Origin of the sequence: Enterobacter cloacae complex sp. 6730903 (genome assembly GCF_048283985.1) — a bacterium.
Taxonomy (GTDB): domain Bacteria; phylum Pseudomonadota; class Gammaproteobacteria; order Enterobacterales; family Enterobacteriaceae; genus Enterobacter; species Enterobacter hormaechei_C.
Window position 1 is genome coordinate 30,220 of sequence record NZ_JBLVXX010000036.1, and the last position, 26,486, is coordinate 56,705.

27 protein-coding genes and 3 tRNA genes are annotated in these 26,486 nt (G+C 54.6%); 16 read left to right on the forward strand and 14 right to left on the reverse strand.

All coding sequences use genetic code 11. The annotated features are described in order from the left end of the window. Positions 1-30: 30 nt before the first annotated feature. Both ACNQ0W_RS17625 and bglJ read left to right on the forward strand, forming a co-directional pair. The gene (locus ACNQ0W_RS17625; RefSeq protein ID WP_003856574.1) at positions 31-768 is read left to right on the forward strand and encodes a helix-turn-helix transcriptional regulator; all 738 of its coding nucleotides are present in this window, start codon (positions 31-33) and stop codon (positions 766-768) included. Next, positions 765-1,400 carry a DNA-binding transcriptional activator BglJ gene (gene bglJ, locus ACNQ0W_RS17630; protein ID WP_047052530.1) on the forward strand — a complete coding sequence of 212 codons (636 nt, stop codon included), beginning with the start codon at positions 765-767 and terminating at the stop codon, positions 1,398-1,400. The genes ACNQ0W_RS17625 and bglJ overlap by 4 nt, the downstream gene beginning before the upstream one ends. A gap of 37 nt (positions 1,401-1,437) precedes the next feature. On the opposite strand, the gene ACNQ0W_RS17635 is transcribed toward bglJ, so the two are convergent. After that, positions 1,438-1,896, reverse strand: coding sequence for a YbaK/EbsC family protein (locus ACNQ0W_RS17635; protein WP_003856572.1), 459 nt, complete (start codon positions 1,894-1,896; stop codon positions 1,438-1,440). 328 nt (positions 1,897-2,224) lie between these two features. Here ACNQ0W_RS17635 and ACNQ0W_RS17640 point away from each other — a divergent pair, with 328 nt between their 5' ends. Continuing rightward, on the forward strand, positions 2,225-3,571 hold the full coding sequence (locus tag ACNQ0W_RS17640) for a PTS sugar transporter subunit IIC (protein WP_047052528.1): 1,347 nt from the start codon (positions 2,225-2,227) through the stop codon (positions 3,569-3,571). A gap of 136 nt (positions 3,572-3,707) precedes the next feature. Here ACNQ0W_RS17640 and fhuF read toward each other — a convergent pair whose 3' ends face one another. Together fhuF and ACNQ0W_RS17650 are read right to left on the reverse strand one after the other, a co-directional pair. Then, positions 3,708-4,496, reverse strand: a complete 789-nt coding sequence (gene fhuF / locus ACNQ0W_RS17645) for a siderophore-iron reductase FhuF (protein ID WP_047052527.1) — start codon at positions 4,494-4,496, stop codon at positions 3,708-3,710. A 95-nt stretch (positions 4,497-4,591) separates the two neighbouring features. Then, positions 4,592-5,656 (reverse strand): GGDEF domain-containing protein, encoded by a 1,065-nt coding sequence (locus tag ACNQ0W_RS17650; RefSeq protein ID WP_062932400.1) that lies wholly within the window; start codon positions 5,654-5,656, stop codon positions 4,592-4,594. Positions 5,657-5,872: 216 nt separating this feature from the next. On the opposite strand from ACNQ0W_RS17650, the gene ACNQ0W_RS17655 reads away from it, so the two are divergent. After that, on the forward strand, positions 5,873-6,142 hold the full coding sequence (locus ACNQ0W_RS17655; protein ID WP_047735121.1) for a DUF1435 domain-containing protein: 270 nt from the start codon (positions 5,873-5,875) through the stop codon (positions 6,140-6,142). 42 nt (positions 6,143-6,184) lie between these two features. Here the strand turns inward: ACNQ0W_RS17655 and ACNQ0W_RS17660 are convergent. From ACNQ0W_RS17660 to rsmC, 4 genes are all read right to left on the reverse strand, one after another. After that, positions 6,185-6,271, reverse strand: a tRNA-Leu gene (locus ACNQ0W_RS17660). 32 nt (positions 6,272-6,303) lie between these two features. Further along, a tRNA-Leu gene (locus ACNQ0W_RS17665) sits at positions 6,304-6,389 on the reverse strand. A gap of 28 nt (positions 6,390-6,417) precedes the next feature. Further along, a tRNA-Leu gene (locus ACNQ0W_RS17670) sits at positions 6,418-6,504 on the reverse strand. 145 nt (positions 6,505-6,649) lie between these two features. Then, positions 6,650-7,678, reverse strand: coding sequence for a 16S rRNA (guanine(1207)-N(2))-methyltransferase RsmC (rsmC, locus tag ACNQ0W_RS17675; RefSeq protein WP_015572609.1), 1,029 nt, complete (start codon positions 7,676-7,678; stop codon positions 6,650-6,652). A 102-nt stretch (positions 7,679-7,780) separates the two neighbouring features. Here rsmC and ACNQ0W_RS17680 point away from each other — a divergent pair, with 102 nt between their 5' ends. From ACNQ0W_RS17680 to ACNQ0W_RS17715, 8 genes are all read left to right on the forward strand, one after another. After that, positions 7,781-8,194, forward strand: a complete 414-nt coding sequence (locus tag ACNQ0W_RS17680; RefSeq protein WP_062932399.1) for a DNA polymerase III subunit psi — start codon at positions 7,781-7,783, stop codon at positions 8,192-8,194. After that, positions 8,163-8,606, forward strand: a complete 444-nt coding sequence (gene rimI, locus ACNQ0W_RS17685; RefSeq protein ID WP_003856565.1) for a ribosomal protein S18-alanine N-acetyltransferase — start codon at positions 8,163-8,165, stop codon at positions 8,604-8,606. The genes ACNQ0W_RS17680 and rimI overlap by 32 nt, the downstream gene beginning before the upstream one ends. A 19-nt stretch (positions 8,607-8,625) precedes the next feature. Further along, complete coding sequence (yjjG, locus tag ACNQ0W_RS17690; RefSeq protein WP_023295889.1) at positions 8,626-9,303, forward strand: pyrimidine 5'-nucleotidase; 678 nt, start codon at positions 8,626-8,628, stop codon at positions 9,301-9,303. 92 nt (positions 9,304-9,395) lie between these two features. Further along, on the forward strand, positions 9,396-10,985 hold the full coding sequence (gene prfC, locus ACNQ0W_RS17695; RefSeq protein ID WP_006810210.1) for a peptide chain release factor 3: 1,590 nt from the start codon (positions 9,396-9,398) through the stop codon (positions 10,983-10,985). Between the two features lie 304 nt (positions 10,986-11,289). Beyond that, on the forward strand, positions 11,290-11,907 hold the full coding sequence (gene osmY, locus ACNQ0W_RS17700) for a molecular chaperone OsmY (protein WP_047052524.1): 618 nt from the start codon (positions 11,290-11,292) through the stop codon (positions 11,905-11,907). 125 nt (positions 11,908-12,032) lie between these two features. Beyond that, positions 12,033-12,194: a DUF1328 domain-containing protein gene (locus tag ACNQ0W_RS17705; RefSeq protein WP_003856556.1), complete on the forward strand. Its 162-nt coding sequence runs from the start codon at positions 12,033-12,035 to the stop codon at positions 12,192-12,194. Between the two features lie 122 nt (positions 12,195-12,316). Next, a complete protein-coding gene (locus tag ACNQ0W_RS17710) occupies positions 12,317-13,369 on the forward strand; it encodes a patatin-like phospholipase family protein (protein WP_003856550.1) in 1,053 nt (350 codons plus the stop codon). After that, complete coding sequence (locus ACNQ0W_RS17715) at positions 13,366-14,148, forward strand: TatD family hydrolase (RefSeq protein ID WP_062932398.1); 783 nt, start codon at positions 13,366-13,368, stop codon at positions 14,146-14,148. The genes ACNQ0W_RS17710 and ACNQ0W_RS17715 overlap by 4 nt, the downstream gene beginning before the upstream one ends. Here ACNQ0W_RS17715 and ACNQ0W_RS17720 read toward each other — a convergent pair. After that, positions 14,143-15,003 carry a YjjW family glycine radical enzyme activase gene (locus tag ACNQ0W_RS17720; RefSeq protein WP_062932397.1) on the reverse strand — a complete coding sequence of 287 codons (861 nt, stop codon included), beginning with the start codon at positions 15,001-15,003 and terminating at the stop codon, positions 14,143-14,145. The genes ACNQ0W_RS17715 and ACNQ0W_RS17720 overlap by 6 nt on opposite strands. Then, on the reverse strand, positions 14,978-16,513 hold the full coding sequence (locus ACNQ0W_RS17725) for a YjjI family glycine radical enzyme (protein WP_062932396.1): 1,536 nt from the start codon (positions 16,511-16,513) through the stop codon (positions 14,978-14,980). Before ACNQ0W_RS17725 ends, ACNQ0W_RS17720 begins: the two co-directional genes overlap by 26 nt. A 262-nt stretch (positions 16,514-16,775) precedes the next feature. Here ACNQ0W_RS17725 and deoC point away from each other — a divergent pair, with 262 nt between their 5' ends. The 4 genes from deoC (at position 16,776) to deoD (ending at position 21,099) form a co-directional block, all read left to right on the forward strand. Further along, a complete protein-coding gene (gene deoC, locus ACNQ0W_RS17730) occupies positions 16,776-17,555 on the forward strand; it encodes a deoxyribose-phosphate aldolase (RefSeq protein ID WP_023303054.1) in 780 nt (259 codons plus the stop codon). Between the two features lie 99 nt (positions 17,556-17,654). Beyond that, on the forward strand, positions 17,655-18,977 hold the full coding sequence (deoA, locus tag ACNQ0W_RS17735; protein WP_017383831.1) for a thymidine phosphorylase: 1,323 nt from the start codon (positions 17,655-17,657) through the stop codon (positions 18,975-18,977). A 53-nt stretch (positions 18,978-19,030) separates the two neighbouring features. After that, a complete protein-coding gene (gene deoB / locus ACNQ0W_RS17740; protein WP_003856540.1) occupies positions 19,031-20,254 on the forward strand; it encodes a phosphopentomutase in 1,224 nt (407 codons plus the stop codon). A 125-nt stretch (positions 20,255-20,379) separates the two neighbouring features. After that, on the forward strand, positions 20,380-21,099 hold the full coding sequence (deoD, locus tag ACNQ0W_RS17745) for a purine-nucleoside phosphorylase (RefSeq protein ID WP_003856538.1): 720 nt from the start codon (positions 20,380-20,382) through the stop codon (positions 21,097-21,099). A gap of 34 nt (positions 21,100-21,133) precedes the next feature. Here deoD and ACNQ0W_RS17750 read toward each other — a convergent pair whose 3' ends face one another. The 5 genes from ACNQ0W_RS17750 to ACNQ0W_RS17770 form a co-directional block, all read right to left on the reverse strand. After that, a complete protein-coding gene (locus tag ACNQ0W_RS17750; RefSeq protein ID WP_062932395.1) occupies positions 21,134-21,703 on the reverse strand; it encodes a hypothetical protein in 570 nt (189 codons plus the stop codon). Continuing rightward, the gene (locus ACNQ0W_RS17755; protein ID WP_062932394.1) at positions 21,700-24,123 is read right to left on the reverse strand and encodes a fimbrial biogenesis outer membrane usher protein; all 2,424 of its coding nucleotides are present in this window, start codon (positions 24,121-24,123) and stop codon (positions 21,700-21,702) included. The genes ACNQ0W_RS17750 and ACNQ0W_RS17755 overlap by 4 nt, the downstream gene beginning before the upstream one ends. Positions 24,124-24,150: 27 nt before the next feature. Next, positions 24,151-24,858 (reverse strand): fimbria/pilus chaperone family protein, encoded by a 708-nt coding sequence (locus ACNQ0W_RS17760; RefSeq protein ID WP_062932393.1) that lies wholly within the window; start codon positions 24,856-24,858, stop codon positions 24,151-24,153. 76 nt (positions 24,859-24,934) lie between these two features. Beyond that, positions 24,935-25,624, reverse strand: coding sequence for a DUF1120 domain-containing protein (locus tag ACNQ0W_RS17765; RefSeq protein ID WP_062932392.1), 690 nt, complete (start codon positions 25,622-25,624; stop codon positions 24,935-24,937). Positions 25,625-25,682: 58 nt separating this feature from the next. Continuing rightward, the gene (locus ACNQ0W_RS17770) at positions 25,683-26,375 is read right to left on the reverse strand and encodes a DUF1120 domain-containing protein (protein WP_062932391.1); all 693 of its coding nucleotides are present in this window, start codon (positions 26,373-26,375) and stop codon (positions 25,683-25,685) included. Positions 26,376-26,486: the final 111 nt, after the last annotated feature.

Here is a 26,486-nt window from a genome sequence, read left to right on the forward strand (position 1 = left end):
TAAATAATGAATTCAAGACAGGGAGGGTCTATGTTGCCATTGAATGGTAAACACGGAGTGGTGATTAGTAGAGTGCCGGTTATGCAAAATGGGTTAGGTGGCGTCATGTCGCGTCATTTTCCCGATTTTGAGATAACGTACTGCCGTTCGATGCAGGAGTTGACGCTACTTCAGTTGCGTCGCGCCGGGGTCGTTATTGCCGATATTTCGGGTGAGTATCGCAATCCTCGCGGCACGCTTGAGCAGTATTATGGATTAATGAATCAGTATCGGGATATTCACTGGATATTCCTTGTCTCGCGTCCCCTTTATCCGCTTGCAGTAGAACTTCTTATGCGCCCGGAAAGCACGCTGCTTTCAGATATGGAGCCTATTGAAGGCGTCATAAACGCTATTCGCGCGGGCAGTGAACGTGCCGAGCGAATAAGCCAGACGTTATTAATACCGGAAACGCCCGATATTGAAGAGGAGAGTGAGCAAATGATTGCACTCACTCACTCTGAACGCAAGGTGTTGCGTTTACTCGGTAAAGGTTGGGGAATCAACCAAATTGCCACGCTGCTGAATAAAAGTAATAAAACGATCAGTGCACAGAAAAACAGTGCAATGCGTCGCTTATCACTTCGCAGTAATGCCGATATGTACGCGTGGATAAGCAGTACCCAGGGAATGCGAGAACTCAGTTTAATGTCGGCTTATGGAGAGTTTGAGGAATGGAAAAGACCACTGCAACAAGACATATCGCCGTCATCGAAAGCTGCTCAATGAGCGCTGTGGGGCTAAAGCATCTCTTTGCGATGCCCGCCCTGAGCCATTACCAGGTGCACCTGTTTAGCAGATTCGCCAGTTTTAAAGCCGCGCTCTCGGATATCTCATTTTATGCGGTTATCTATTCATTGTCTGATGAGCGTGAAGAGCGGAGAAACTGTCTGGCCTGTTTACGGGATCTCACCTTCACCCATAGCGACGTCCAGCGTATCGTGCTGGCCTCAGACGAAATGGAGGCGAGGCTGGTCAGCCATCTTTCGCCTTCTCGCTTGCATGGGATAATCAGTAAATCGGTTCCGCTGAAGCAGCTCATGGAGGGGCTGGAGACATTACTCAGCGAAACGCATCAGGTGAATGACAACATGTACAATCACTGGTGTGTGAGCCAGAATCGTATGTTAAGCCCAACCGAAAGGGCGATTCTGCGTTATATGTCATCGGGTTTTTCAATCCCTGAAATTGCGGCGCAGCTTGAACGTAATATTAAAACTATCCGGGCGCATAAGTTTAACGCCATGGTAAAGCTGGGCGTCAATTCTGACGTGGGATTACTGGATGCGGCGGATATCCTGGCGCATCTCCCTGCCCGGGAAGTTCGTCGTTCCGCTCTCACCGTTCCTTCTTTCTCTTAGCGTTAAAGGGTGCGCCAGCGTTCTTCTGGCGCACCGTTCAAATGCAAACATCCACCCATTTTGCTGCGGTCAGTTCTGCCATTCTGTCGGGCGAAATACGCACCGCACTGTGGATGGCACCCGCTGCGGGTAACACTTCCGCGTATTGTTTTAATGTGATGTCACAGTAAACAGAGAGCGGATTTTCCAGTCCGAAAGGGCAGACGCCGCCAACAGGATGACCTGTCAGGGTGACCACCTCATCGCTGCTGAGCATGCGGGCTTTTGCGCCGAATGTCTCTTTGAGCTTTTTGTTATCCAGACGCGCATCACCTTTTGCAACCACCAGAATCACGTCATTTTTAATTTTCAGTGATAGCGTTTTGGCAATCTGGCCGGGTTCAACGTTGTGCGCGGCAGCAGCAAGGGCAACAGTCGCTGTGCTTTGGTTAAGCTCAATGATCTCTATATCCGGAGCGTGTTCGGCAAAAAACTGTTGTACAGACTGCAAACTCATTGATTCCTCCTGACAAATATCCTGCGTAATCTGTCATAAGAATTTAGTCGCTGTAAATATCCCTTAAGTAACAAATATCCGTCAGGGGCGATTTCTGGATCGCCTTCACATTCACAGAAACCGGTTACAGTAACCGGTTGCAGAGCGTGATGCAGAGATTAATACTAAGTGTGTAACTTCCCCTGTATCTAATAATAAGAGCTAATTATGAAACCATTCCGTTTGAGCAGTACCGCAGGTACACGATCCGGCAAGGTTGTGACGCTGATGTATGGAACAACGTGTGACGTGAGAGCGTCCAAAACGAACGTCTGACAGGAGATCTGCTATGTCTGCCAACCACGCTGCATTTAATCTGATTTTCCGCTTCGTTGAAAATTATGTCAGCCCTATTGCCGGGCGCATCTCTTCCCAGCGTCACGTTATGGCTATTCGTGACGGGTTTATCTCAGCGATGCCATTTATGATTGTGGGCTCGTTTTTATTAGTATTCGCTTACCCGCCTTTTTCGCCTGATACCACCTGGGGTTTTGCTCGCGCCTGGCTGGATATGGCGAAGCAGTTTGAAGGTCAAATTCTGACGCCGTTTGATATGACAATGGGGGTGATGTCCCTTTATATCTGTGCGGCTATCGCCTACAACCTCGGCAAACATTACGTTAAAACCCATCAGCTGGATCCGTTCATGTGCGCGATGCTATCGCTGATGGCGTTCCTGCTGGTCGCCGCCCCTAAAACCAAAGGCGCTTTGCCGGTCGATAGCCTGGGAGGGACCGGTATTTTCACCGCGATTCTGGTGGCGATCTATTGCGTTGAGATGATGCGTTTCCTGAAAGCACACAATATCGGGATCCGCCTTCCAGACCAGGTTCCTCCGATGATCAAAAACTCGTTTGACCTGCTGATCCCGGTGCTGGTAGTGGTGCTCACGCTCTACCCGCTGAGCCTGCTGATCCAGTCGCAGTTCGGTATGCTGATCCCACAGGCCATCATGTCGATATTCAAACCGCTGGTCTCTGCGGCTGACTCGCTGCCTGCGATCCTGCTGGCGGTGCTGATTGGCCACCTGCTGTGGTTTGCCGGGATCCACGGCGCGGCGATTGTCTCCGGGATGCTGCAAATGTTCTGGCTGACAAACCTGGGGGCGAACCAGACCGCGCTAGCGGCGAGCCAGCCTTTGCCACACATCTTTATGGAAGCCTTCTGGACGTTCTTTATCGTTATCGGCGGATCGGGGGCGACGATGGGGCTGGTGTTCTGCTATCTGCGTAGCCGCTCCGCGCACCTGCGCTCCATTGGACGCCTGAGCGTGGTGCCAAGCATTTTCAATATCAATGAACCGGTGATTTTCGGTACGCCGATTGTGATGAACCCGGTGTTCTTTATTCCTTTCCTGCTGGCGCCGATGGTTAATGCCGTGCTGGCATGGGCAGCGATGAAGTTTGATCTGATTGGCCGCGTGATTTCCGTTGTGCCGTGGACGGCACCGGCTCCGGTTGGTGCCGCCTGGGCGCTGGGCTGGGATTTCCGTGCAGCCATTCTGGTGCTGGTTTTGGCCTGCGTTTCCGCCATTATCTATTTCCCGTTCTTTAAGGTGTACGAGAAACAGTTGCTTCAGCAGGAAGCGGAAGAAGCACAGCGTAATGAGGAAGAGGAAAATCAGCAGGTCGCTTAGGTAAAAGCAAAACGGCAACGCGAGTTGCCGTTTAATGACCACCAGAGCCGTATGTTCCCCCTCACCCCAGCCCTCTCCCTCAAGGAAGAGGTGGGCCTCCTGTGCAGGCATTAGCCCTGTGGGAGAGGGGGCCAGACTACTTAAGCGTGCAATCGCCGCACTGCTGGACATCCGGCAAACGGTAGCGCTGACAGCAGGTACGACGCACCAGAAGTCCCTCACGCGGAACCACGGTGCGGTAAAGAGGGTTATCCCGTCCATCCGACAGCTGTCTGGCAAAGAAACAGCTCTGACGCAGCGCATCCACTTTCTCGTCGCCGAGCAGCGGCTTCATCTCCGTTAAATACCAGTGGATAAGATACCCGGTATTACTCCAGATCAGTTTGCCGTTAATCTCTCCCGTCGCTTCCAGCGCATCAATGACCGGAACCAGCGCTCTTGTAATCAGCCGTTCCATACGCGCCTGCGCTGACAGGTGCCTCGCGCTCGGATCTTCGTGTACATCAATCCAGAAACAGGCAGCGCGGCCGGTCTCATGAAATTCAACGTGGAAATGTTCCGACGAGAGATCGAGCATCGTTTCCTGGGTCAACAGGGCCAGCATGACAGGCGGCACCATCAGTCCGATATACCACTGTGCCCAGAGGGATAACAGCGGTTTGTTTTCCCGCGTCAGCGTCGGTTGGTTACGATAAATATGGTCGGAATAGGTTGCCAGCAGTGACCGCAGCTCGGCAGGGCGTTGCCACTCAGTCAGCGTCTGAGCATGATGCGGAGGCGCTTCATCCAGTTTGATGAAATCCAGCAGATGGGCGCGCGTTACGGCAATTTTTTCCCGAATGGCATCCGCAAGCGTCGTTTCCCCGGCGGAGAGTGGAGCTCGCCAGAGCAGGGGCTCAACGATGTGTGCGGTACGAGTCGCCATAGTGTGGATTACAAATCTAAATGATAATGATTGCCAATCCTAACTATAGATAAAACCGAGCGCAAGCGTTTTATCCTGGCGCTGTGAGGGCGGTTTCAGGCGGTATGAAGCTCGTCGCTCAGCAGAATGCTGTTGCGTCCCATATGCTTGGCTTCATAGAGGGCTTTATCGGCTTTCGCCAGCGCGCCTTCAACGTCTTCACCCTCGAACATGGCGATGCCGATGCTGATGGTCACGTTAGTGGCGACGCTTTCGTTAAACATATGGGGGATTTTAAGATCGTATACCTTCTGACGTATGCGTTCTGCCGTCTGGCGCGCTTGCTCCAGCCGGATATTACTCAACAGCACCATAAATTCTTCCCCGCCAAACCGGGCGACAACATCGCGTGAGCGCACGGCGTCGCGGATCGCAGCCGAGACCCTGATCAAGGCCTGATCGCCCATCATATGGCCATAATGGTCGTTGTAGGCTTTGAAGTGGTCGATATCCATCAGCAGCACGAAGTGCTCGCCAGCGTCAGGCCTGGGAAGATTCTCCAGCCGGCTTTGCAGCCCGCGACGGTTATACAGGCCGGTGAGCGGGTCCATCATGCTGAGATCGGTCAGGGTTTCCCGCTCCTCCAGCAGTTCGGAAAGCAGCTCCTGGGCGAATCGGTCATTGCGCCGCTGAAGAACATGATGGATACCAATGGCGACCACCGGCAGCGCGAAAAAATAGGCCATTCTCAGCCAGTTTTCGGACGGGCTAAGCCACAGGCAGGATATAAAAGCGGGAAATGAATGTAACGTAAAGGCTTTAATATTACTCGCGAACGCCAGAGACCCTATAAAAAGCACTGTTAATAGCGCCATCATTAAATAGGTCGCGTGATCGTGCGTGATTAACAGAAATTTAGAGACGATCTGCCAGGCCCATAAAAGACCAAAAATAGCTGAAACAACAGGGATATTTATTTTTCGCGTGCTGTTTTTCCAGTGCCAGATAAGTAAGCCTGTGCTGATAGTCAGTACGGCAAACAGCGGGACTGATAACACACGCACGGAATAGAGAGGGTTTGTTACCGAGAACAATGCTGATGCGGCGTTCAGAAATAAAAACAAACGTAAAGATAGCTGATATTTCTTGTTGACTAAAGACAGCCAGGATTGTGATGTCATATGCGTGCGTTTTTATTAAAACTCAATTAAAACAATGAGCAAGGTGTTGTTATGTAATATTGGTCGCTACAAAATTGAATTTTTATTATCAGAAAAACTTTATCGGAAGTTAACAGGTGGGCAATTTATCACCTTACACATTCTCTGTCATTATGGGAAAGCAATTGCTGGCGCAATTTCTTACCTCGTATGCTGACAAGTGATAATTACTATCATATGATACTGGTTATCATTATCAGTGCGAGAGGTGAAACCATGTTGAGCAAAGCGCTGGGAAGTGGGTGGGGAATATTGCTGCCTGGTTCCATTATCGGTGGGCTGATGTTTGCCGATCTCCCCATTGACGTCTGGAAAGCAATGATTGTTTCAGGCTTGCTGGTGACATCCGCGATGATCTGGCACAAACAGTTACGGCATTACGTGCTGCTGCCATCATGCGTTGCGCTAATCAGTGGACTGCTGGTGATTATGATGAGTTTGAAATAAAAGGGAAAAAGAAGAGGCACTGCTGAGGGGATGTAAGATAATTGGTGCGAGGGGGGGGACTTGAACCCCCACGTCCGTAAGGACACTAACACCTGAAGCTAGCGCGTCTACCAATTCCGCCACCTTCGCACAGTCATCTTACTGGTTTGATATCGCCTCGTTGGTGCGAGGGGGGGGACTCGAACCCCCACATCCTAAGGACACTAACACCTGAAGCTAGCGCGTCTACCAATTCCGCCACCTTCGCCCAGTGCGAGCAATATCAACGTGATTTATGGTGCGAGGGGGGGGACTTGAACCCCCACGTCCGTAAGGACACTAACACCTGAAGCTAGCGCGTCTACCAATTCCGCCACCTTCGCATACCATCGACACTGTAAAAGTATCGTAACCACGGAGGCGCATTCTAGATGTTTTCAGCTTTACGTCAACAGAAAATTGCGCACGTTGTTTTGATTGCTGCAAAAATGGGCGATGGCAGCGTCAGCCATCGCCGGACAGGGGGGATTACTTTTTCGCCTGGCGCGTCATCACGGTGCGATAGACCTTAAAGCGGCCCGTCTGGGCGATCACTTCGTGGAAACCAAAGGTTTCATCCAGCACTTTCGGGTACGCGAGGAAGGCGTTCGCCACGATACGCAGCTCACCGCCGCTGTTGAGGTGACGGGTTGCGCCACGGATCAGCGTTTGCGCCGCTTCAAGGCTGGTCTCCATTCCGTCGTGGAACGGCGGGTTAGAGATGATCATGTCAAAGCGACCGGTCACGTCGGAGAAGACGTTGCTGGCAAACACGTCGCCTTCAATGCCATTCGCCGCAAGCGTGGCGCGGCTGGCTTCTACCGCCGGGGCGCTCACGTCACACAGGGTTAAACGCACTTTTGGTGAGTGGCTGGCGAGAACCGTGGACAGCACGCCCGCGCCACAGCCGACGTCCAGCACCTTGCCCTTGGTGTGAGGCGTCAGGGTGGACAGCAGCAGCTTACTGCCCGTATCGAGCGCGTCACGGCTGAACACACCCGGCAGGGTTTTAATGGTCAGGCCATCAAGCTGGTACTCGTCCCAGAAGGCGTCGGCATCGAAGGTGGTCTGTTTTTCCAGACGACCATGGTACAGGCCGCAGCGACGGGCGCTGTCGATTTTCGTCAGCGGCGCCCAGGCTTCGAGCATCTGCTCTGCGCTACGCACCCCGCTGCGGTTCTCACCGACAACAAAAATATCGCAGCCGACCGGCAGCAGAGAAAGCAGGTTCATCAGCTGGAACTGGGCTTCCGGTTTGTTTTTCGGCCAGTAGTAAATGAGCGTATCGCAGTCAGCAATATCGCTCTGCTCCGCCGCCAGGCTAAAGCGCGCGCGCTCGCCCATCTGGCGGCTCAGCACCTGCCAGTGGTGATAGTACTGGGTGTGGGCACGGCTTTCAGCACAGTCGAAACGCGCGGGCAGGTCATCCTGCATATCTCCGGCAAACAGAATACGGCTTTCTTCGAAATCATCACTGTGACGCAGCAAGACTTCACTTGCCGGGGTAAATGCAGACATGAATTGTTCCTCAATAAACTCAGGCGGGGATTATAGTAGGTAGATGGCGCAGTTTCGACACATTTGCTATATTTGCGCGCCTGAGAGACAGGAGTTTTCGCTATGACATCCCGACGAGACTGGCAGTTGCAGCAGCTGGGCATCACCCAGTGGGCTTTGCGTCGCCCGACGGCGTTGCGGGGCGAAATAGCCATCTCCATCCCTGCGCATGTCCGCCTGGTGATGGTGGCAGAAGCGCCGCCTGCCCTGAACGAGCCCCTGATTGAGGATGTCCTTCGCAGCCTGAAGGTGACCCACGATCAGGTATTACAGCTGGCGCCCGAAAGCGTCGCGATGCTTCCCCCTGACAGCCGCTGTAACAGCTGGCGAATCGGGGCAGTGGATGAGCTACCTCTTGAAGGAAGCCAGATCAGTTCGCCAGCGCTGGACGAACTGAAAGCCAACCCAAAAGCGCGCAGCGTGCTATGGCAACAAATTTGCGAATATGAACACGATTTCTTCCCTCACGACGGCTGACCTGACCACCGCGTTCGCGATTGAAACCCGCGCCCATGCTTTTCCGTGGAGCGAAAAGACGTTTGCCAGCAATCAGGGCGAACGCTATTTAAATCTCCGCCTGGACGTTGACGGCGCGATGGCTGCGTTCGCCATCACGCAGGTCGTTCTGGACGAGGCGACGCTGTTTAATATTGCGGTCGATCCCGCTTACCAGCGCCGCGGGCTGGGCAGGGAACTGCTTGAGCACCTCATTCGTGAACTGGAAACCCGTGACGTTTTCACCCTGTGGCTGGAGGTGCGCGCGTCCAATGTCGCCGCCATCGCGCTCTATGAAAGCTTAGGCTTCAACGAGGCGACTATCCGCCGTAACTACTACCCCACCGCAGAGGGACGTGAAGACGCCATTATCATGGCTCTGCCGATTGGATAACGAAAATAAGGTTGTAACGATGAAATGGGACTGGATTTTCTTTGATGCCGACGAAACGCTGTTTACGTTTGACTCGTTCGGCGGCCTACAGCGGATGTTTCTCGACTATAGCGTGACGTTCACCGCGGAAGATTTTCAGGACTATCAGGCGGTGAACAAACCGCTGTGGGTGGATTACCAGAACGGAGCCATCACCGCGTTACAGCTTCAGCATCAGCGGTTTGACGTGTGGGCTGAACGGTTAAACGTCAGTCCTGGGGTGCTGAATGAGGCCTTCCTGAATGCCATGGCAGATATCTGCGCGCCGCTGCCTGGCGCCGTTTCTCTGCTGGATTCGCTGAAAGGGAAGGTGAAGCTTGGGATCATCACCAACGGCTTTACCGCGCTTCAGCAGATCCGCCTTGAACGCACCGGCCTGCGCGATCATTTCGACGCGCTGGTGATCTCCGAAGAGGTGGGCGTGCCGAAGCCGGATCCGCGTATTTTCGATTATGCGCTGGCGCAAGCGGGCAATCCTGACCGCGATCGCGTGCTGATGGTGGGGGATACGGCAGAATCTGATATTCTGGGAGGTATGAGATCGGGCCTGTCGACCGTCTGGCTTAATGCGCATGGCCGCACGCTGCCGGAAGGCATCGAGCCGACCTGGACCGTAACGTCATTGAACGAACTGGAGCAGCTCCTGTGTAAACAATGATTGCCTGCCCCCTGTTGATGGGTAAAATAGCCGCATTTTTCGTATTCCATGATGCGCGGCCTGCTGCCGCGCTTACCTAAGAAGAATTGATTATGACGTTGTCTCCTTATCTGCAAGAGGTGGCCAAACGCCGCACTTTTGCCATTATCTCGCACCCGGATGCCGGTAAAACGACCATCACTGAGAAGGTGTTGCTGTTCGGACAGGCGATCCAGACCGCGGGTACCGTTAAAGGCCGTGGCTCCAGCCAGCATGCGAAATCCGACTGGATGGAGATGGAAAAGCAGCGTGGTATTTCGATTACCACCTCCGTGATGCAGTTCCCGTATCACGACTGCCTGGTGAACCTGCTGGACACCCCGGGGCACGAAGACTTCTCCGAAGATACCTACCGTACGCTGACGGCGGTGGACTGCTGCCTGATGGTGATCGACGCCGCGAAAGGTGTTGAAGATCGTACCCGCAAGCTGATGGAAGTCACCCGTCTGCGCGATACGCCAATCCTCACCTTTATGAACAAACTCGACCGTGACATCCGTGACCCGATGGAGCTGATGGATGAAGTGGAAAACGAGCTGAAGATTGCCTGCGCGCCAATCACCTGGCCGATTGGCTGCGGCAAGCTGTTCAAAGGGGTTTACCACCTCTATAAAGACGAAACCTACCTGTACCAGACCGGCAAGGGCCACACCATTCAGGAAGTCCGCATTGTGAAAGGTCTGGACAACCCGGAGCTGGACGCCGCTGTCGGTGAAGAGCTGGCCGCCCAGCTGCGCGATGAGCTGGAGCTGGTTAAAGGCGCGTCGCACGAGTTCGACAGAGAGCTGTTCCTGAGCGGTGAAATTACCCCGGTCTTCTTCGGTACCGCACTCGGCAACTTCGGCGTTGACCATATGCTCGACGGTCTGGTGGAGTGGGCCCCGCAGCCGATGCCGCGTAAAACCGACACCCGCGAAGTAGAAGCGAAGGAAGAGAAGTTCTCCGGCTTCGTCTTTAAAATTCAGGCCAACATGGATCCGAAACACCGCGACCGCGTCGCCTTTATGCGCGTGGTCTCCGGTAAGTACGAGAAGGGCATGAAGCTGCGTCAGGTCCGTATCGGTAAAGACGTGGTGATCTCCGACGCGCTGACCTTCATGGCGGGCGACCGTTCGCATGTAGAAGAGGCCTATCCGGGTGACATCATTGGTTTACACAACCACGGCACCATTCAGATTGGCGATACCTTCACGCAGGGCGAGATGATGAAGTTCACCGGTATCCCGAACTTCGCGCCGGAACTGTTCCGCCGCATTCGCCTGCGCGATCCGCTGAAGCAGAAGCAGCTGCTGAAAGGCCTGGTCCAGCTTTCCGAAGAGGGCGCGGTACAGGTGTTCCGCCCCATCGCCAACAACGATCTGATCGTAGGCGCGGTGGGTGTGCTCCAGTTCGACGTGGTGGTTGCCCGTCTTAAGAGCGAGTACAACGTGGAAGCGATTTACGAATCGGTAAACGTGGCGACCGCCCGCTGGGTTGAATGTTCAGACGTGAAGAAATTCGAAGAATTTAAACGTAAGAACGAAGTTCAGCTGGCGCTGGACGGTGGCGATAACCTGACCTATATCGCCCCGACTATGGTTAACCTGAACCTGACGCAGGAACGTTATCCTGATGTTCAGTTCCGCAAAACGCGCGAGCATTAATTCCCTCTCAGAGCACGGCTGCCGCCGTGCTCTTCTTTAATTCCTGTGTTATTAAACCCTTGCGGAATGTTCTTAATTCACCGCAATTTTTCGCTATTCGTTCGTTTTTTCCCCAATTCTGAATGCACCCCTCTGATTGTGATCTATATTTAACTCAGTGTTTAGCACCGGGCGTGGATGAATTAACTGTTCAATGCATGTCCACTGGTTCTCCATTTTGCCCCGGTGTTAATTCGCAATATATAAAACCAAGATTTAGGGAAGTATGTCGCCCAAATAACGGGCAAAACACAGGAATAAATCGATGAATATGACAAGACTGAAGATTTCTAAAACTCTGCTGGCTGTAACGTTGGGTAGTGTCCTGGTAAGCGGTTCTGCTCTGGCGGAATCCAGCACCATGGATAAAGCGCAAAGTTCCGCCAATACCGCAGGGGAAAAAATCGATAGCTCTATGAATAAAGTCGGTAATTTCATGGATGACAGCTCAATCACAGCAAAAGTGAAAGCCGCACTGGTGGATCACGAATCCATTAAGAGCACCGATATTTCTGTTAAAACCGACAACAAGGTTGTCACCCTGAGCGGTTTCGTTGAAAGCCAGACCCAGGCTGAAGAAGCCGTTAAAGTGGCGAAAGGCGTTGAGGGCGTAAGCTCCGTCAGCGACAAACTGCACGTACGTGACAGCAAAGAATCGTCGGTGAAGGGCTATGCCGGAGATGCAGCAACTACCAGCGAAATCAAAGCTAAACTGTTAGCTGACGACATCGTGCCATCCCGTATGGTGAAAGTTGAAACCACCGATGGTGTGGTCCAGCTGTCCGGTACGGTTGAGAATCAGGCACAAAGCGATCGTGCCGAGTCAATTGCGAAAGCTATTGATGGTGTGAAAAGCGTCAAAAACGATCTGAAAACGAAGTAAAGCAGTACCACTCGCCCGTCTGGCTGAAAACCGCGGGCGAAATAAAAACGATTCTGGAAAAGCCGGTGAGTGACCTGAGCGCTCACGTTTAGCGGCCGACATTAACTATGGTAAAGGAGAGGCTTATGTTTCGTTGGGGCATTATATTTCTGGTTATCGCGTTAATTGCCGCCGCATTGGGCTTTGGTGGACTGGCGGGTACCGCGGCATGGGCAGCGAAAATTGTCTTCGTCGTCGGTATTATTCTGTTCCTGGTCAGCCTGTTTACGGGTCGACGTCGCCCGTAGCAAACGCAATATTTACTAAACAAACTCAAGCCAGTCCTCGTGACTGGCTTTTTCTCGTTTGAGAACCACCGGGAAAGTGCGTTACTGTGTCTCATCAAAATAATGAAAACAGGAAGGCAGAGGTGGGGCAACGAATTCCCGTTACGCTCGGCAATATTGCGCCGCTGACGTTAAAACCGTTTCATGCAGGCCAGCTGGCGCTGGTCTGTGAAGGGGGCGGGCAGCGCGGTATTTTTACCGCTGGCGTGCTCGACGAATTTATGCGCGCGCAATTCAACCCGTTCGATCTCTATTTCGGCACCTCTGCCGGGGCGCAGAACCTCTCCGCCTATGTCTGCAACCAGCCCGGCTATGCGCGCAAAGTGATTATGCGCTACACCACCTCGAAAGAATTCTTCAATCCGGTACGCTTCGTGCGCGGCGGGAACTTGATCGATCTCGACTGGTTACTGGATGCCACCTCCAGCCAGATGCCGCTGGCCATGGATACCGCGTCACGACTGTTCGATACCGGCAAAGAGTTCTGGATGTGCGCCAGCCGTGGCGATGACTATTCGCCGGGTTACTTTTCGCCGCAGAAAGAGAACTGGCTGGATATCATCCGCGCGTCCAGCGCGATCCCGGGATTCTACCGCACCGGCGCGCTGCTGGAGGGGATAAGCTATCTTGACGGCGGTATCAGCGACGCGGTGCCGGTACAGGAGGCGGCGCGGCGCGGGGCAAAAACCATTGTGGTGATCCGCACGGTGCCTTCGCAGATGTATTACACCCCACAGTGGTTTAAGCGGATGGAACGCTGGCTGGGCGACAGCAGCCTGCAACCGCTGGTGAATATCGCGAAGCAGCATGAAACCACCTACGGCGCGATGCAGCGTTTTATTGAAAAACCACCGGGCAAGCTGCGCATTTTTGAAATTTATCCGCCTAAGCCGCTACTGAGCATGGCGCTGGGCAGTCGGCTGCCTGCGTTGCGTATGGATTACAAAACGGGGCGGCTGTGCGGGCGGTACTTCCTGGCGACCGTCGGGAAAATGCTGGCGGAGCAACCGCCTCTTCATCGGCATAAAAGCATCATTTTGCCGCCTGCCGTTGTGGCCAATGACGCGGTGGCGATGCCGCTGGTGGACGCGCCGCAGGCCAACGATGGCTTACTCGATAACGAGGATCTGGCGTGACGCACTGCTTTATCGATACCCATTGCCACTTTGATTTCCCGCCGTTTAGCGGGGAGGAAACATCCAGTATTGCGCGCGCGGCTGAGGCCGGTGTGAGGGCCATTATTGTGCCCGCTATTGAAGCGGCGAGATTCGACAAAGTTCTGGCGCTTGCCCGGGAGCACGATGCGCTGTATGCCGCGCTGGGTCTGCATCCGATCGTTATTGAGCACCATCTTGATGAGCATCTCGACAGGCTGGATGCCACGTTGCAAAACACGGATACGAAGCTGGTCGCCATCGGTGAGATCGGCCTCGATCTCTATCGTGAAGATCCGCAGTTTGAACGCCAGCAGACGATCCTGGACGCGCAGCTCCGGCTGGCGAAGCGCCACGATCTGCCGGTGATCCTCCACTCCAGACGTACCCATGACAAACTGGCGATGCACCTGAAGCGCATCGACGTGCCGCGCAGGGGCGTGGTCCACGGTTTCGCTGGAAGCCTTCAGCAGGCGCAGCGTTTTATCGAGCTGGGCTATAAAATTGGCGTCGGCGGCACCATCACCTATCCGCGTGCCAGCAAAACCCGTGATGTGATGGCGCAGCTTCCGCTGACCTCGCTCCTGCTGGAAACGGATGCGCCTGACATGCCGCTGAATGGTTTTCAGGGCCAGCCCAACCGCCCGGAGCAGGCGGCGCGCGTTTTTGATGTGCTGTGTGAGCTGCGTCAGGAGCCTGAAGATGTGATTGCCAGCGCGCTGCTGGAAAACACCCGCGCGGTCTTCGGCATCACGCTATAGATAAAGGGCCGGGCGGATCACCGTGATCTGCTGCCGTTCCAGGGCCTGCGCCAGCGGCTCGATGTCCTCCGGCGTGGCGCTCCGCCATCGCGCCGCCTCCCCGTAAACCCCATGGGCATGAAACGCATTGATCCGCACCGGAACGTTCCCCAACGCGTGGATCAAAGCGGTCAGCGATGGCAGATGGTGCAGATAATCACACCGATCGGGGATCACCAGCAGGCGTAGCTCCGTCAGGCGATGACGATCGGCCAGCCAGCGGATGCTCTGCTTGATCAGCGTGTTTTCGCGCCCGGTCAGAAAACGGTGATGTTCATTGTCCCAGGCTTTCAGATCCACCATCGCGCCGTCAAACACCGGCAACAGCTTTTGCCAGCCGGTTTCGCTTAACAGGCCGTTACTGTCCACCAGACACGTCAGATGGCGCAGGGACGGATCGGCTTTGATCGCGGTGAACAGCGCAACCACAAACGGCAGCTGCGTGGTGGCCTCACCCCCGCTGACGGTCACGCCCTCAATAAACGGCGCGGACGTGCGAACCCGGGAAAGGATCTCCTCGACGCTATAGCGCTGCGCCATCGGCGTCGCCTGCTGCTGACACAGGTGCAGACAGGTGTCGCACTGCTGACAGTGACTCTCCTGCCACCAGACGCGCCCGGCCTGAATCGTCAGCGCATCATGCGGACAGTGGGGCACGCAGTCGCCGCAGTCGTTGCAGCGCCCTATCGTCCACGGGTTATGGCAGGTTTTGCAGCGCAGGTTACAGCCCTGGAGGAACAGCGCCAGGCGGCTGCCCGGCCCGTCCACGCAGGAGAAGGGGATGACCTGACTAACTAAAGCGCATCTGCTGTTCATGGCTTATCACGCGCGGCTGACGTTCCAGAATACGGGTATTGCGCGCGGCCTCCTCGCCGAGCCAGGTGGTGTTGGTGCGCGAGCCGGCCTCCCGGTATTTCTCCAGATCGGAGAGCCGCACCATATACCCGGTGACGCGTACCAGGTCGTTTCCGGCTACATTCGCGGTGAACTCACGCATACCGGCGTTGAACGCCCCCAGGCACAGCTGCACCACAGCCTGAGGATTGCGTTTAACCGTTTCCTCCAGGGTGAGAATATCGCTGATCCCCGAATGATAGTGTTTATGATGCGGCGCCACGGCCAACAGGTGGCTGACAGGGTCCGGTTCGTCGCCGTACGGCAGACGCGCGCCCGGCGTGGTGCCAGAATCGGAACTGATCCCAGACTGGGCATGCAGCATCGCGCGGTGCTGCCAGCCGTGTTTCACCGGCGTGTTTTCAACAAACGCCGCAAGCTGTTCACTGATGCGGTAGCCCAGCGCATTGGCCTGTTCGTTCTTACCGTAACGACCCGTAATGCCTGCTTTCTCGCACAGTACGTTCACCGCTTCAGCCAGACCGTACATGCCAAACATCGGCACAAAACGATCGGCATCAATCAGCCCCTCTTTCACCAGGAAGCTATTCTCAAAGAAGCCGGATTGTTCATATAAAAAATCGCAGCGCGCATTGATGATCGCGATTTGTTGCTGGCAGTAGTGGGGAAGGGTACGGGTGAAAAAGTCTTCCGGTGAGCGGCTGTGTTCCGCAATCGCTTTCAGGTTAAGGCGCACCAGCGTGCTGCCGCCGCCCGCCAGCGGCAGGGAGTTGTAACAGCTTACCACGCCATAGCGACCTTTTGTGAAAATTTTATCATTCACCGGGCCATTGGAAATATGCGGCTTACTACATTCACAAATGTTTTTCGCCACGCTCAGCAGCAGATCGCCGGGGGTAACATCCGGGTCGTAGATAAAGGTCAGGTTCGGCGCAACCTGCTTCAGTTCGGCATCTGCACGAAGGATGGCTCGGGTGACAGGCGTATCCGCCGGGCCGATATTGGCATGCATAAACGCATCAGGCAGGGTTCTGTCCAGGTAACGCCAGAAACGTTTTATTCGGCTATCGATTTCATCCTGTGTTAGAATTTTAACATAAGGACAGAGTATCTCATCGAGCTGGCCCAGATAGACCGGCATCGATGTGACGGACGGAACATGATGATAAAGGATAGTGAGCAGCGAGAGGGCATCATCCAGATCTTTCGCCCCTTCCAGCTCCAGCCATTCTGAGCCGTTAGCCAGAAATTTAGCGTAGTCCGGCAGCACGTAGCGCGGTTTGTAAGGCGCATGGCCTTCGAACATGTCGCAGATGAATCCCTCGTCCAGCGCGGCGCGGGCCGCCTCTGGCAGAGCGGGATAGGGCAGATTGTTCTCCGCTTCCAGCGCCAGAAAATGACGTTTTTGTTCCGGGGTTAACACCGGGCTGGTCACAATGTGCTGGCAACGTTGTTGCAGGGCGTCGGGCATGTTCACTTCCTTGGTTGTTCTGCGGATGGTGAACGAATTGTAGGAAGCCAGCCTGGTGGCGCTTTTGATCAGACAGGGGATATCGCCGATTTAGTCAGCAATTAACGCGCTAAAGTTTGAAGAAGATCTCATTACAGTAATGCAAATTTGCACACAGTTTTCATTAACTGTGATGAATGTCGAAGTGTGGATGCGGGTGAATGTTAGAATACTCACAGACCCGCAAGGTAAAATTTATACGGCACTGCCGTTGGAGATTGTTATGACCGATTTAACTGCAAGCAGCCTGCGCGCGTTGAAACTGATGGACCTGACCACCCTGAACGATGACGACACCAATGAAAAAGTCATCGCCCTGTGCCATCAGGCGAAAACGCCAGTGGGTAACACCGCCGCCGTCTGTATCTACCCGCGCTTTATCCCGATTGCCCGCAAAACGCTGAAAGAGCAGGGCACGCCGGACGTGCGCATTGCCACCGTAACCAACTTCCCGCACGGCAATGACGATATCGACATCGCGCTGGCAGAAACCCGCGCGGCGATTGCGTACGGCGCAGACGAAGTTGACGTGGTATTCCCGTACCGCGCGCTGATCGCCGGCAACGAGCAGGTCGGTTTTGACCTGGTGAAAGCCTGTAAAGACGCGTGTGCGGCGGCAAATGTGCTGCTTAAAGTGATCATCGAAACCGGCGAGCTGAAAGAAGAGGCGCTGATTCGTAAAGCGTCTGAAATCTCTATCAAAGCGGGCGCAGACTTCATTAAAACCTCTACCGGTAAAGTGCCGGTCAACGCTACCCCGGAAAGTGCACGCATCATGATGGAAGTCATCCGTGATATGGGCGTGTCCAAAACCGTTGGCTTCAAACCGGCGGGCGGCGTGCGTACCGCGGAAGACGCGCAGCAGTTCCTGGCGATTGCCGACGAGCTGTTCGGCGCCGACTGGGCGGACTCCCGCCACTACCGCTTCGGCGCGTCCAGCCTGCTGGCCAGCCTGTTGAAAGCGCTGGGTCACGGTGACGGTAAGAGCGCAAGCAGCTACTAAGTTGAATTGCCGGGTGGCGCTACGCTAACCCGGCCTACAGGATCGTGGGGCGGGTCAACATACCCGCCGCCATTCACCCGATTCCGCATGGAGGTTACCGTGTTTCTCGCACAAGAAATTATTCGTAAAAAACGTGATGGTCATGCATTAAGCGACGAAGAAATCCGCTTCTTTATCAACGGCATTCGTGATAACACCATCTCTGAAGGGCAGATTGCGGCTCTGGCGATGACCATTTTCTTCCACGATATGTCGATGCCTGAGCGCGTGTCGCTGACCATGGCGATGCGAGATTCAGGAACCGTTCTGGACTGGAAAAGCCTCAACCTCAACGGCCCGATTGTGGACAAACACTCCACCGGCGGCGTGGGCGACGTGACTTCCCTGATGCTTGGCCCGATGGTGGCGGCCTGCGGCGGTTACATCCCGATGATTTCCGGGCGCGGCCTGGGTCATACCGGCGGTACGCTCGACAAACTGGAAGCCATTCCGGGCTTCGATATCTTCCCGGATGACAACCGCTTCCGCGACATTATTAAAGACGTTGGCGTGGCGATTATCGGCCAGACCAGCTCTCTTGCTCCGGCAGACAAGCGTTTCTACGCGACGCGTGACATTACCGCGACCGTAGACTCCATCCCGCTGATCACCGCCTCTATCCTTGCCAAAAAACTGGCGGAAGGTCTGGATGCGCTGGTGATGGATGTGAAAGTGGGCAGCGGCGCGTTTATGCCGACCTATGAACTCTCTGAGGCGCTGGCTGAAGCGATTGTTGGCGTTTCCAACGGCGCGGGCGTGCGCACCACCGCACTGCTGACGGATATGAACCAGGTGCTGGCCTCCAGCGCCGGTAACGCGGTTGAAGTCCGCGAGGCCGTGCAGTTCTTAACAGGCGAATACCGTAACCCGCGTCTGTTCGACGTCACCATGGCGCTGTGCGTTGAGATGCTTATCTCCGGCAAGCTTGCCAAAGACGATGCGGAAGCCCGCGCGAAGCTTCAGGCGGTGCTGGACAACGGCAAAGCGGCGGAGATCTTTGGTCGGATGGTGGCGGCGCAGAAAGGCCCGACCGACTTCGTGGAAAACTACGCGAAATACCTGCCCACCGCGATGCTCAGCAAAGCGGTCTATGCGGACAGCGAAGGCTTTGTCTCGGCTATGGATACCCGCGCGCTCGGCATGGCTGTCGTGTCTATGGGCGGCGGTCGTCGTCAGGCATCGGACACCATTGATTACAGCGTCGGCTTTACCGATATGGCCCGTCTGGGCGACAGCGTTGACGGCCAACGTCCGCTGGCGGTGATCCACGCGAAAGACGAAGCCAGCTGGCAGGACGCGGCGAAAGCGGTGAAGGCGGCAATATCTCTTGACGATAAAGCACCGGAAACCACACCGACGGTCTATCGTCGTATCACTGAATAGCGGTATACTGATCTGATCGCATTTTTATGAAGCACTAAGTACGGAGAACAATTATGAAACGTGCATTTATTATGGTGCTGGACTCATTCGGCATCGGCGCAACCGAAGATGCAGAACGATTTGGTGACGTGGGTTCCGATACCCTGGGTCACATCGCGGAAGCCTGTGCAAAAGGCGAAGCGGACAACGGTCGTAAAGGCCCTCTGAACCTGCCAAACCTGACCCGTCTGGGGCTGGTAAAAGCGCATGAAGGCTCTACCGGTAAGATCGCAGCCGGTATGGACGGTAACGCGGAAGTCGTGGGCGCCTACGCGTGGGCGCACGAGCTCTCTTCCGGGAAAGATACTCCGTCCGGTCACTGGGAAATTGCCGGCGTGCCGGTGCTGTTTGACTGGGGTTACTTCTCCGATCACGAGAACAGCTTCCCGCAGGAGCTGCTTGATAAGCTGGTGAAGCGCGCCAACCTGCCGGGCTACCTCGGCAACTGCCACTCTTCCGGTACCGTGATTCTGGATCAGCTCGGCGAAGAGCACATGAAAACCGGCAAGCCGATTTTCTACACCTCTGCTGACTCCGTGTTCCAGATTGCCTGCCATGAAGAGACGTTTGGCCTGGATAAACTGTACGAGCTGTGCGAAATCGCCCGTGAAGAGCTGACCGAAGGCGGCTACAACATTGGCCGCGTTATCGCGCGTCCGTTTATCGGCGACAAAGCGGGTAACTTCCAGCGTACCGGCAACCGTCACGATCTGGCCGTGGAGCCACCGGCGCCGACCGTGCTGCAAAAACTCGTCGACGAGAAAGACGGTCACGTAGTTTCCGTGGGTAAAATCGCGGACATTTACGCCAACTGCGGCATTACCAAAAAGGTTAAAGCGACCGGTCTGGATGCGCTGTTCGACGCCACCATCAAAGAGATGAAAGAAGCGGGCGATAAGACCATTGTCTTCACCAACTTCGTGGACTTCGACTCCTCCTGGGGCCACCGTCGCGACGTCGCCGGATATGCTGCGGGTCTGGAGCTGTTTGACCGCCGTCTGCCAGAGTTGATGGAGCTGGTGGGGGAAGATGACATCCTGATCCTGACCGCAGACCATGGCTGTGACCCGACCTGGACCGGTACCGACCACACCCGTGAGCACATTCCGGTGCTGGTGTACGGCCCGAAAGTCAAACCGGGCTCGCTGGGTCACCGTGAAACCTTCGCGGACATCGGCCAGACGATTGCGAAATACTTTGGTACGTCTGACATGGAATATGGCAAGGCTATGTTCTAAACGGATTGGGTGCGGCCTGATGCCCTCACCCCGGCCCTCTCCCTGTGGGAGAGGGAGAACAGAATGTAGGCCGGGTAAGGCGTAGCCGCCACCCGGCAAAAACAACAATGTAAAAGGAACTGAAGATGGCAACTCCTCACATTAATGCAGAAATGGGTGATTTCGCTGACGTCGTATTGATGCCGGGCGACCCGCTGCGCGCGAAGCACATTGCAGAAACCTTCCTCGAAGACGTGCGTGAAGTGAACAACGTGCGCGGCATGCTGGGCTTCACCGGCACCTATAAAGGCCGCAAAATCTCCGTGATGGGTCACGGCATGGGTATCCCATCCTGTTCCATCTACACCAAAGAGCTGATCACCGATTTCGGCGTGAAGAAAATCATCCGTGTCGGCTCCTGCGGCGCAGTGCGCATGGACGTTAAGCTGCGTGACGTGGTGATCGGCATGGGCGCGTGCACCGACTCTAAAGTCAACCGCATCCGCTTTAAAGATCATGACTTTGCGGCCATCGCTGACTTTGACATGGTGCGTAACGCGGTTGACGCGGCAAAAGCGCTGGGCGTTGACGCGCGCGTGGGCAACCTGTTCTCTGCCGATCTGTTCTACTCGCCAGAAGGCGACATGTTCGACGTGATGGAAAAATACGGCATTCTGGGCGTGGAAATGGAAGCGGCCGGTATCTATGGCGTGGCGGCTGAATTCGGTGCGAAAGCGCTGACCATCTGCACCGTGTCTGACCACATCCGTACCCACGAGCAGACTACCGCTGCCGAGCGTCAGACCACCTTCAACGACATGATCAAAATCGCGCTGGAATCCGTTCTGTTGGGCGATAAAGAGTAATCCCGTTTTCGAGGGGGCGGACTTGCCCCCTGTTTTACTTCGTCAACACTTCCCACATCAGATTACTTTCCAGCGTCACCGTATCACCCACGTGATTAAACTGACGGTCGCTCAGCACTGGCGTGAGAGTCAGGACAACATTCATCTGTTTACCTTCTACCGGCTGATGATTTTCCATTGCAATAATGCCGTTATTATTCTTCAGCAACTGGCTCTCCTGCGCATCGCCGTCGGCAGTAAACTGCGTTCTGTCAACGGTTCTGCCAATCGCATAGGGTTTACCATCTATCACCATATGGCTGGCGCGCAACGCCAGGCCGCTGCTGTCGCCAAAGTAAAAGCGTCCTTTTTCGCCCGCTGTCGCCTGAACAAAAAGCGCGATAGTCTGGTTTTCCGGGCAGCTAATGCTGACGTTAACCTCCTGGGAAGGCATCTGATGCCAGCCCTGCTGAGTGCTGACCTCCTCGTCCTGTTTAAACCGCCCGAAGCGGACGTCAGGCGAGGAGAGGGTTAGCTGGCACTCGTCGGCGGACCAGGCGGCGGGCGCAAAAAGCGCAGCCATTATCGAAAAAGTCATCAGTAAATGTTTACCCTGGTGTTTCATTTACAGACTCCTTTAGCGGTTTCATAAAACGATTCTTTGTCCTGAGTCTCGCTCAGGGTGTAATCGATGCGGCAGACGCGCTGCATGTTATCGTCAACGGCATAGAGCGCCGGGCTGTTGGACATATCGGTGACAAAAACGCGCCCGCTGTCCACCGCGCTGACCAGGTAGTTGTTTTTCTCATCCACGATGCTGGTCCCTTTTGGCAGCCACGAGCCGTCTGCACGTTTCACTTCGAGCATCACGCGACGGGTATTCAGCACTTTGAAATCCAGCTCCCTGAAAGCTGCATGGGCGACGGAAATGTTCTTAATGCCGTTGGCCAGATCCATGCTTTTCGGTAGCGTGTTAGCGTTCACTTCAACTCTTGATTTGCGCCATTCCGTCAGCCCCGGGACAACGGCTTGCCCCCAGCGATCGGTCCAGACGCGGCCCTGCGGCGTAGCGATTTCAATACCGCTTTCAGGCTCGCTCAGGCGGGCGATGGCAAAGGTATCCTTAACGCTGTAAGGCGAGAACGTGACACCATGCTCATGCAGCGCCACGCCGCCGCTGAGGGTGGCGTTATAGTTGCGCTGATTGTCGCCGCTGGAGCCGCCACCCACGCTGAGCTGCGTGTAATGCAGGTTGGTGTTGATATTGCCATTAAAGCTATTTTCGTTGTTTTCGTTATCACGATCCGCCGAAATGTAGTAACTGGTATCTTCACCCAAAGAGCCATTATTTTGCAGACCGTAGGAGGTTTTATCGCCCTGGCTGCGCATATAGGCGCCGACACGCTGCGCGCCGAACGGAATACTGACGTTGACATAAAACATGTCGTCATCATTACTGCTACTGTCTGTATCCTCGTCTTCATGCTGATTGACCGCATGCTGCCAGTTGACGGAGATGGAGGCATATTTGAACGTTTTGCCCCATGACACCATCACATTGCGCGTATCATCATAATCATTTGTCGCCTGATAGCCGTAATAGCCCAGCGAGAAAGTACCGAACAGGTTGTTGCCCCAGCTGATATTGGCGCTATAGCTGCTTTGATAACCGTGAAAATCATCGTCCATCGCTTCTGTCAGTTCGCGATAGCCTCCGCTGTATTTGGCAGCGCTTAAGTCGAGACTCAGATCGCCGGGTAGCGCCATGCTGGTGATGATTTCACCCTTTGCGCCCTGCTGTGACTCGCCAAAAGACTCCCGGCTTCCCAGCAGCGAGCCGGAAATTGACACTCTTTCCGCTGGCAGCCACTGCAACATGCCTCCCGTTGCCTGGTAATCCTGCGCCAGCACGCCGGAGGCGGTCGCCGTCCAGTCGGGGTGGAGCAGCCAGCCATCAGAGATGTTATACACCCAGGGGCGATCGTAATCGGTATCGATATCACGCACCCGCCCGACCGACATGGAGAGGCCGATAGGTTTTAGCACATGAAAATTAAAAGAGGAGGCGGGCACGGTAAATCGCGTGGTGGAACCATCGGTTTCAACGACGCTGACGTTAAGGTCGGCGTTACCGCGTATCACCGGTACACTTTCCAGCGTAAATGGCCCGGCATTAACCAGCGAGGAGTAGATGAGCTGTCCTGACTGGCGAACTTCGACGCGCGCCTGGTGGGTGCGGGCAATGCCATTAACGGTGACGCCGGGAGTATCCTGCGCCAGTCCCTGTTCCGGGATAAACTGGATGCCGTCAATGGGCGCGCCACTAAACAGTGACGAATGCACATTAATCTGACCTACCTGAGCGCGAACCTTCTGATTCTGAAAAACGTGTTCCGCATAGGTGTAGAGACTGTCCGAATTAAAATCACCATCGTCATCGGTCAGCATATAGCGGCTGCGTACCGTCCACTGTGCAATATTCAAACCCGCCTCAAGGTTGGCCTGCGAATAATTGGTGCTGTCGGAGCCTGAACTGTCGTTGCGACTGGTGAACAGGTTGTAGTTAAACAGCCCGGCGGTCCCCCCTTTAGCAAAGTTTTGCGGAGTCAAAAAAACGCTGTCCAGCGCCTCTGCCGGAACGAAAAGCGCAAGCGACTCATTACCCGGTACAGGGTTGATCACCGCTGACGGGTAGTCACTGTGTAAATCATGACACGTTTCATTGCTGGCGATCCGCACCGGCATTAAACCCGTGGCACTGAGAAAATCGTCGTCAACGCAGAGTTCGCCCTGCGGGCCAAAAAGCACGGCAATCGAGCCTTTCTCAACGCCGTTAATGGTGACGGAGACCGTATGTCTTCCTGGCAGAAAACGGGGAGAGTCGGCAAAATAGTCAGCCAGGTTCTTACTGATCCCCCTTGATTGCAGAATATCGGTATCAAACGTCACTTCCCTGGCATGGACAAATGCGCCGGGGAGAATACAGGCTGTCAGCGAGCAATAGAGTGCGGCCCGAACACAAGAGGAAAGATTAAGACGGTTCACCGATTAATTCTCTTATCTGAAGAAAGATCATGGCGCTAAAGAGGCGGTAAAGCTGGGAACCTCAATGCCGTAGCGGCTTGCCGGATAAAAGCGTACCGACTTTTCACCCGCCAGGCTTTTTGGCACCTGAACCTCCAGGGTTTCGCCGGGCAGAATGTAGGTTTTCTTCAGTTTGCCTTCGGCGTTTGAGGGCAGAAAGGTGACGTTCTGCGCCATGCGGACCACGTAAGCGGACGGGTTTTTCACGGTAAAGTGTTCCCCGCTGCCGGACCATTCAAGCAGCTTCCAGGCATCGGTAACGACGGGCAGATTTTTTGGGCGAATTAAAACCGGCAGATCCTGGCGCAGGTTAAAGCCGATTTTGATCTTTTTATCATTGGATTTCGGCGGAATACCCTCGAAGGTCACGCGTTTAAGGTGTTCAACGGTGAGGGGCTGCGCGCTTTCCATAATAAAACGAAGCTGTTGCTGCTGATCCGGCTCCACGCGAACCACCGGCTGGGTGACGTTCAGCGTCACGCCCGTGTCGTCAGGCAGATCGACAATTGTGGTATAGAGTAAGGCCGGAAAATTATCGGTATTTTTAACGTTCATTACGCCACTGTGGGTCGACTCTTCAATAACCAGCAGCGTAGTTTCCGGCACCATGCCGGCGGCATACGCCTGAGAAAAGAGAGCAGAGAATAATAACGGTGCGGCAATGGCGCACTGCGCGATCGTGGTTTTGACTGACATCGAGATTAATCCTTTAACCTGACAAACACCTCCTCTGTTAAGAGGAGGTACGTTTCACACTATATCGGGCTGATAATCAGAGATATTTCACGGTAATGGTGGCCTGGCCGTCCAGGTTGGTATCATCCGTAATCGCAAGGGTCGCGGTGTTCTGAATAGCCAGAGAGGTTTTCAGCGGAAATACTGCGGTGGTGAAAGGCAGCGGCTCAGAGGTGCCGGAGGCGGCCACGGTCATCATTTCCATGTTGGCGTTTTTGATGATACCGGTAGCGGATTTCTGCCAGGTCGGGCTGTCCACGGTGCCGGAGATAACGTCTGATTTCACGCCATCAGCGGTGACGTTCGCCACATCAGCGAAGATGGAGTAAGCGCCAATTTTCACGCCGCCTGCGGTTTTGCCCACGCCGTAGGACTGGGTGGTGTCGGAAACGGTGCCGCCCGCCGCGTCTGCGGCATTAATGGTGATCACAGAGGCGCCCGGGTGGGTGTCTGCGCGGTCATCGCTGATGGTCCAGCCAGCTTTGGTGGCTTCCGGGCAGGTGATGGTCAGGGAGATATCCTTCTGCCCCAGCTGGTTTATGCTGGTTGCGGAGAGATCGGCCAGGTGAATACGGCCATAATCTACTTCGCCGCCGCCGCTTAACTGCGGAGTACAGGCGGCAACAGAGAGCATGCCGGTAACTTTCAGCACGGCGGTGGACGCAGCGTTAGCAGCGGTTGCGGAAAGCGCCATAGCAACGGCGGTGGCAACTAAAATCTTTTTCATTGTTGTTCCTTAACAAATGCGGGTCATCGCGCCAATATTTATGGGCGAAACGAGGCAATTACAGATAGTACAGAGTGACTGTTGCCTGGCCGTCGATAGGCGTATCGTCGGTGATCGCAAGCGTTGTCGTATCCTGCACGGCGAGCGCTACGCGCAGCGGGAATACGGCATTCGTAAAGGCGGCTGGCTGCATATCAGAGCCCACGGTATAGGTTTGATCGCTATCACCATAGACAAGACTCCAGTTTTGGTCGTTTGTGACCTTGGTGCGCCACTCATAAGTGCCACTGGCTCTATCAGCAATATAGACGTCAGATTTCGTCCCATCTGCCAGGGTGTTGTCTGCATCAATTGCCACAGAGTAAGCACCAATCTTGATGCCCCCCGCAGTTTTGCCTACGCCAAATTCGACAGGTTCATATCTGATGGCCGCCCCGTCAAAACGTGCGTTTTCAATATTAAGCGTAACCAGTGAATCCACCTTTTCATCCGTCATTGTCCAGCCCACCTTGGTAGGCGAGGGGCATGCGATCGTCAGTGTCAGATCTTTATTACCTAATTGGTTAGTGGCAGTTGGAGATAGCGCGTAGGTGTATTTAGTACCGAAATCAACGGTACCGCCACCGCTTAATGTCGGCGTACAGGCATCATTGGTTAAAACACCTTTTAATTTTAATACCGCAGTGGAGTCGGCATGCGCTGCCGCAGACAGAGTCATTGCAACAGCTGTTGCAATAATAAGTTTTTTCATCGTTAATCCTTAACGTTCGAAATAGACGTGTGGAAAGGGAATAGAAAAAATTTTCCATCCCAAGGATTATCGCAAAAAATACACATGCTCATGATAAGAAATATTAATTTC

What these genes read in the sequence shown, in the direction of transcription:
- osmY (WP_047052524.1), top strand. Translation starts at nt 11,290, where the DNA reads ATGAATATGACAAGACTGAAGATTTCTAAAACTCTGCTGGCTGTAACG.
- ACNQ0W_RS17650 (WP_062932400.1), bottom strand. Translation starts at nt 5,656, where the DNA reads ATGACATCACAATCCTGGCTGTCTTTAGTCAACAAGAAATATCAGCTA.
- rimI (WP_003856565.1), top strand. Translation starts at nt 8,163, where the DNA reads ATGAACACGATTTCTTCCCTCACGACGGCTGACCTGACCACCGCGTTC.
- deoB (WP_003856540.1), top strand. Translation starts at nt 19,031, where the DNA reads ATGAAACGTGCATTTATTATGGTGCTGGACTCATTCGGCATCGGCGCA.
- yjjG (WP_023295889.1), top strand. Translation starts at nt 8,626, where the DNA reads ATGAAATGGGACTGGATTTTCTTTGATGCCGACGAAACGCTGTTTACG.
- ACNQ0W_RS17625 (WP_003856574.1), top strand. Translation starts at nt 31, where the DNA reads ATGTTGCCATTGAATGGTAAACACGGAGTGGTGATTAGTAGAGTGCCG.
- rsmC (WP_015572609.1), bottom strand. Translation starts at nt 7,678, where the DNA reads ATGTCTGCATTTACCCCGGCAAGTGAAGTCTTGCTGCGTCACAGTGAT.
- ACNQ0W_RS17765 (WP_062932392.1), bottom strand. Translation starts at nt 25,624, where the DNA reads ATGAAAAAGATTTTAGTTGCCACCGCCGTTGCTATGGCGCTTTCCGCA.
- ACNQ0W_RS17680 (WP_062932399.1), top strand. Translation starts at nt 7,781, where the DNA reads ATGACATCCCGACGAGACTGGCAGTTGCAGCAGCTGGGCATCACCCAG.
- ACNQ0W_RS17720 (WP_062932397.1), bottom strand. Translation starts at nt 15,003, where the DNA reads ATGAACAGCAGATGCGCTTTAGTTAGTCAGGTCATCCCCTTCTCCTGC.
- ACNQ0W_RS17705 (WP_003856556.1), top strand. Translation starts at nt 12,033, where the DNA reads ATGTTTCGTTGGGGCATTATATTTCTGGTTATCGCGTTAATTGCCGCC.
- ACNQ0W_RS17635 (WP_003856572.1), bottom strand. Translation starts at nt 1,896, where the DNA reads ATGAGTTTGCAGTCTGTACAACAGTTTTTTGCCGAACACGCTCCGGAT.
- ACNQ0W_RS17760 (WP_062932393.1), bottom strand. Translation starts at nt 24,858, where the DNA reads ATGTCAGTCAAAACCACGATCGCGCAGTGCGCCATTGCCGCACCGTTA.
- ACNQ0W_RS17655 (WP_047735121.1), top strand. Translation starts at nt 5,873, where the DNA reads ATGATACTGGTTATCATTATCAGTGCGAGAGGTGAAACCATGTTGAGC.
- ACNQ0W_RS17750 (WP_062932395.1), bottom strand. Translation starts at nt 21,703, where the DNA reads ATGAAACACCAGGGTAAACATTTACTGATGACTTTTTCGATAATGGCT.
- fhuF (WP_047052527.1), bottom strand. Translation starts at nt 4,496, where the DNA reads ATGGCGACTCGTACCGCACACATCGTTGAGCCCCTGCTCTGGCGAGCT.
- ACNQ0W_RS17725 (WP_062932396.1), bottom strand. Translation starts at nt 16,513, where the DNA reads ATGCCCGACGCCCTGCAACAACGTTGCCAGCACATTGTGACCAGCCCG.
- deoC (WP_023303054.1), top strand. Translation starts at nt 16,776, where the DNA reads ATGACCGATTTAACTGCAAGCAGCCTGCGCGCGTTGAAACTGATGGAC.
- bglJ (WP_047052530.1), top strand. Translation starts at nt 765, where the DNA reads ATGAGCGCTGTGGGGCTAAAGCATCTCTTTGCGATGCCCGCCCTGAGC.
- ACNQ0W_RS17770 (WP_062932391.1), bottom strand. Translation starts at nt 26,375, where the DNA reads ATGAAAAAACTTATTATTGCAACAGCTGTTGCAATGACTCTGTCTGCG.
- prfC (WP_006810210.1), top strand. Translation starts at nt 9,396, where the DNA reads ATGACGTTGTCTCCTTATCTGCAAGAGGTGGCCAAACGCCGCACTTTT.
- deoD (WP_003856538.1), top strand. Translation starts at nt 20,380, where the DNA reads ATGGCAACTCCTCACATTAATGCAGAAATGGGTGATTTCGCTGACGTC.
- ACNQ0W_RS17640 (WP_047052528.1), top strand. Translation starts at nt 2,225, where the DNA reads ATGTCTGCCAACCACGCTGCATTTAATCTGATTTTCCGCTTCGTTGAA.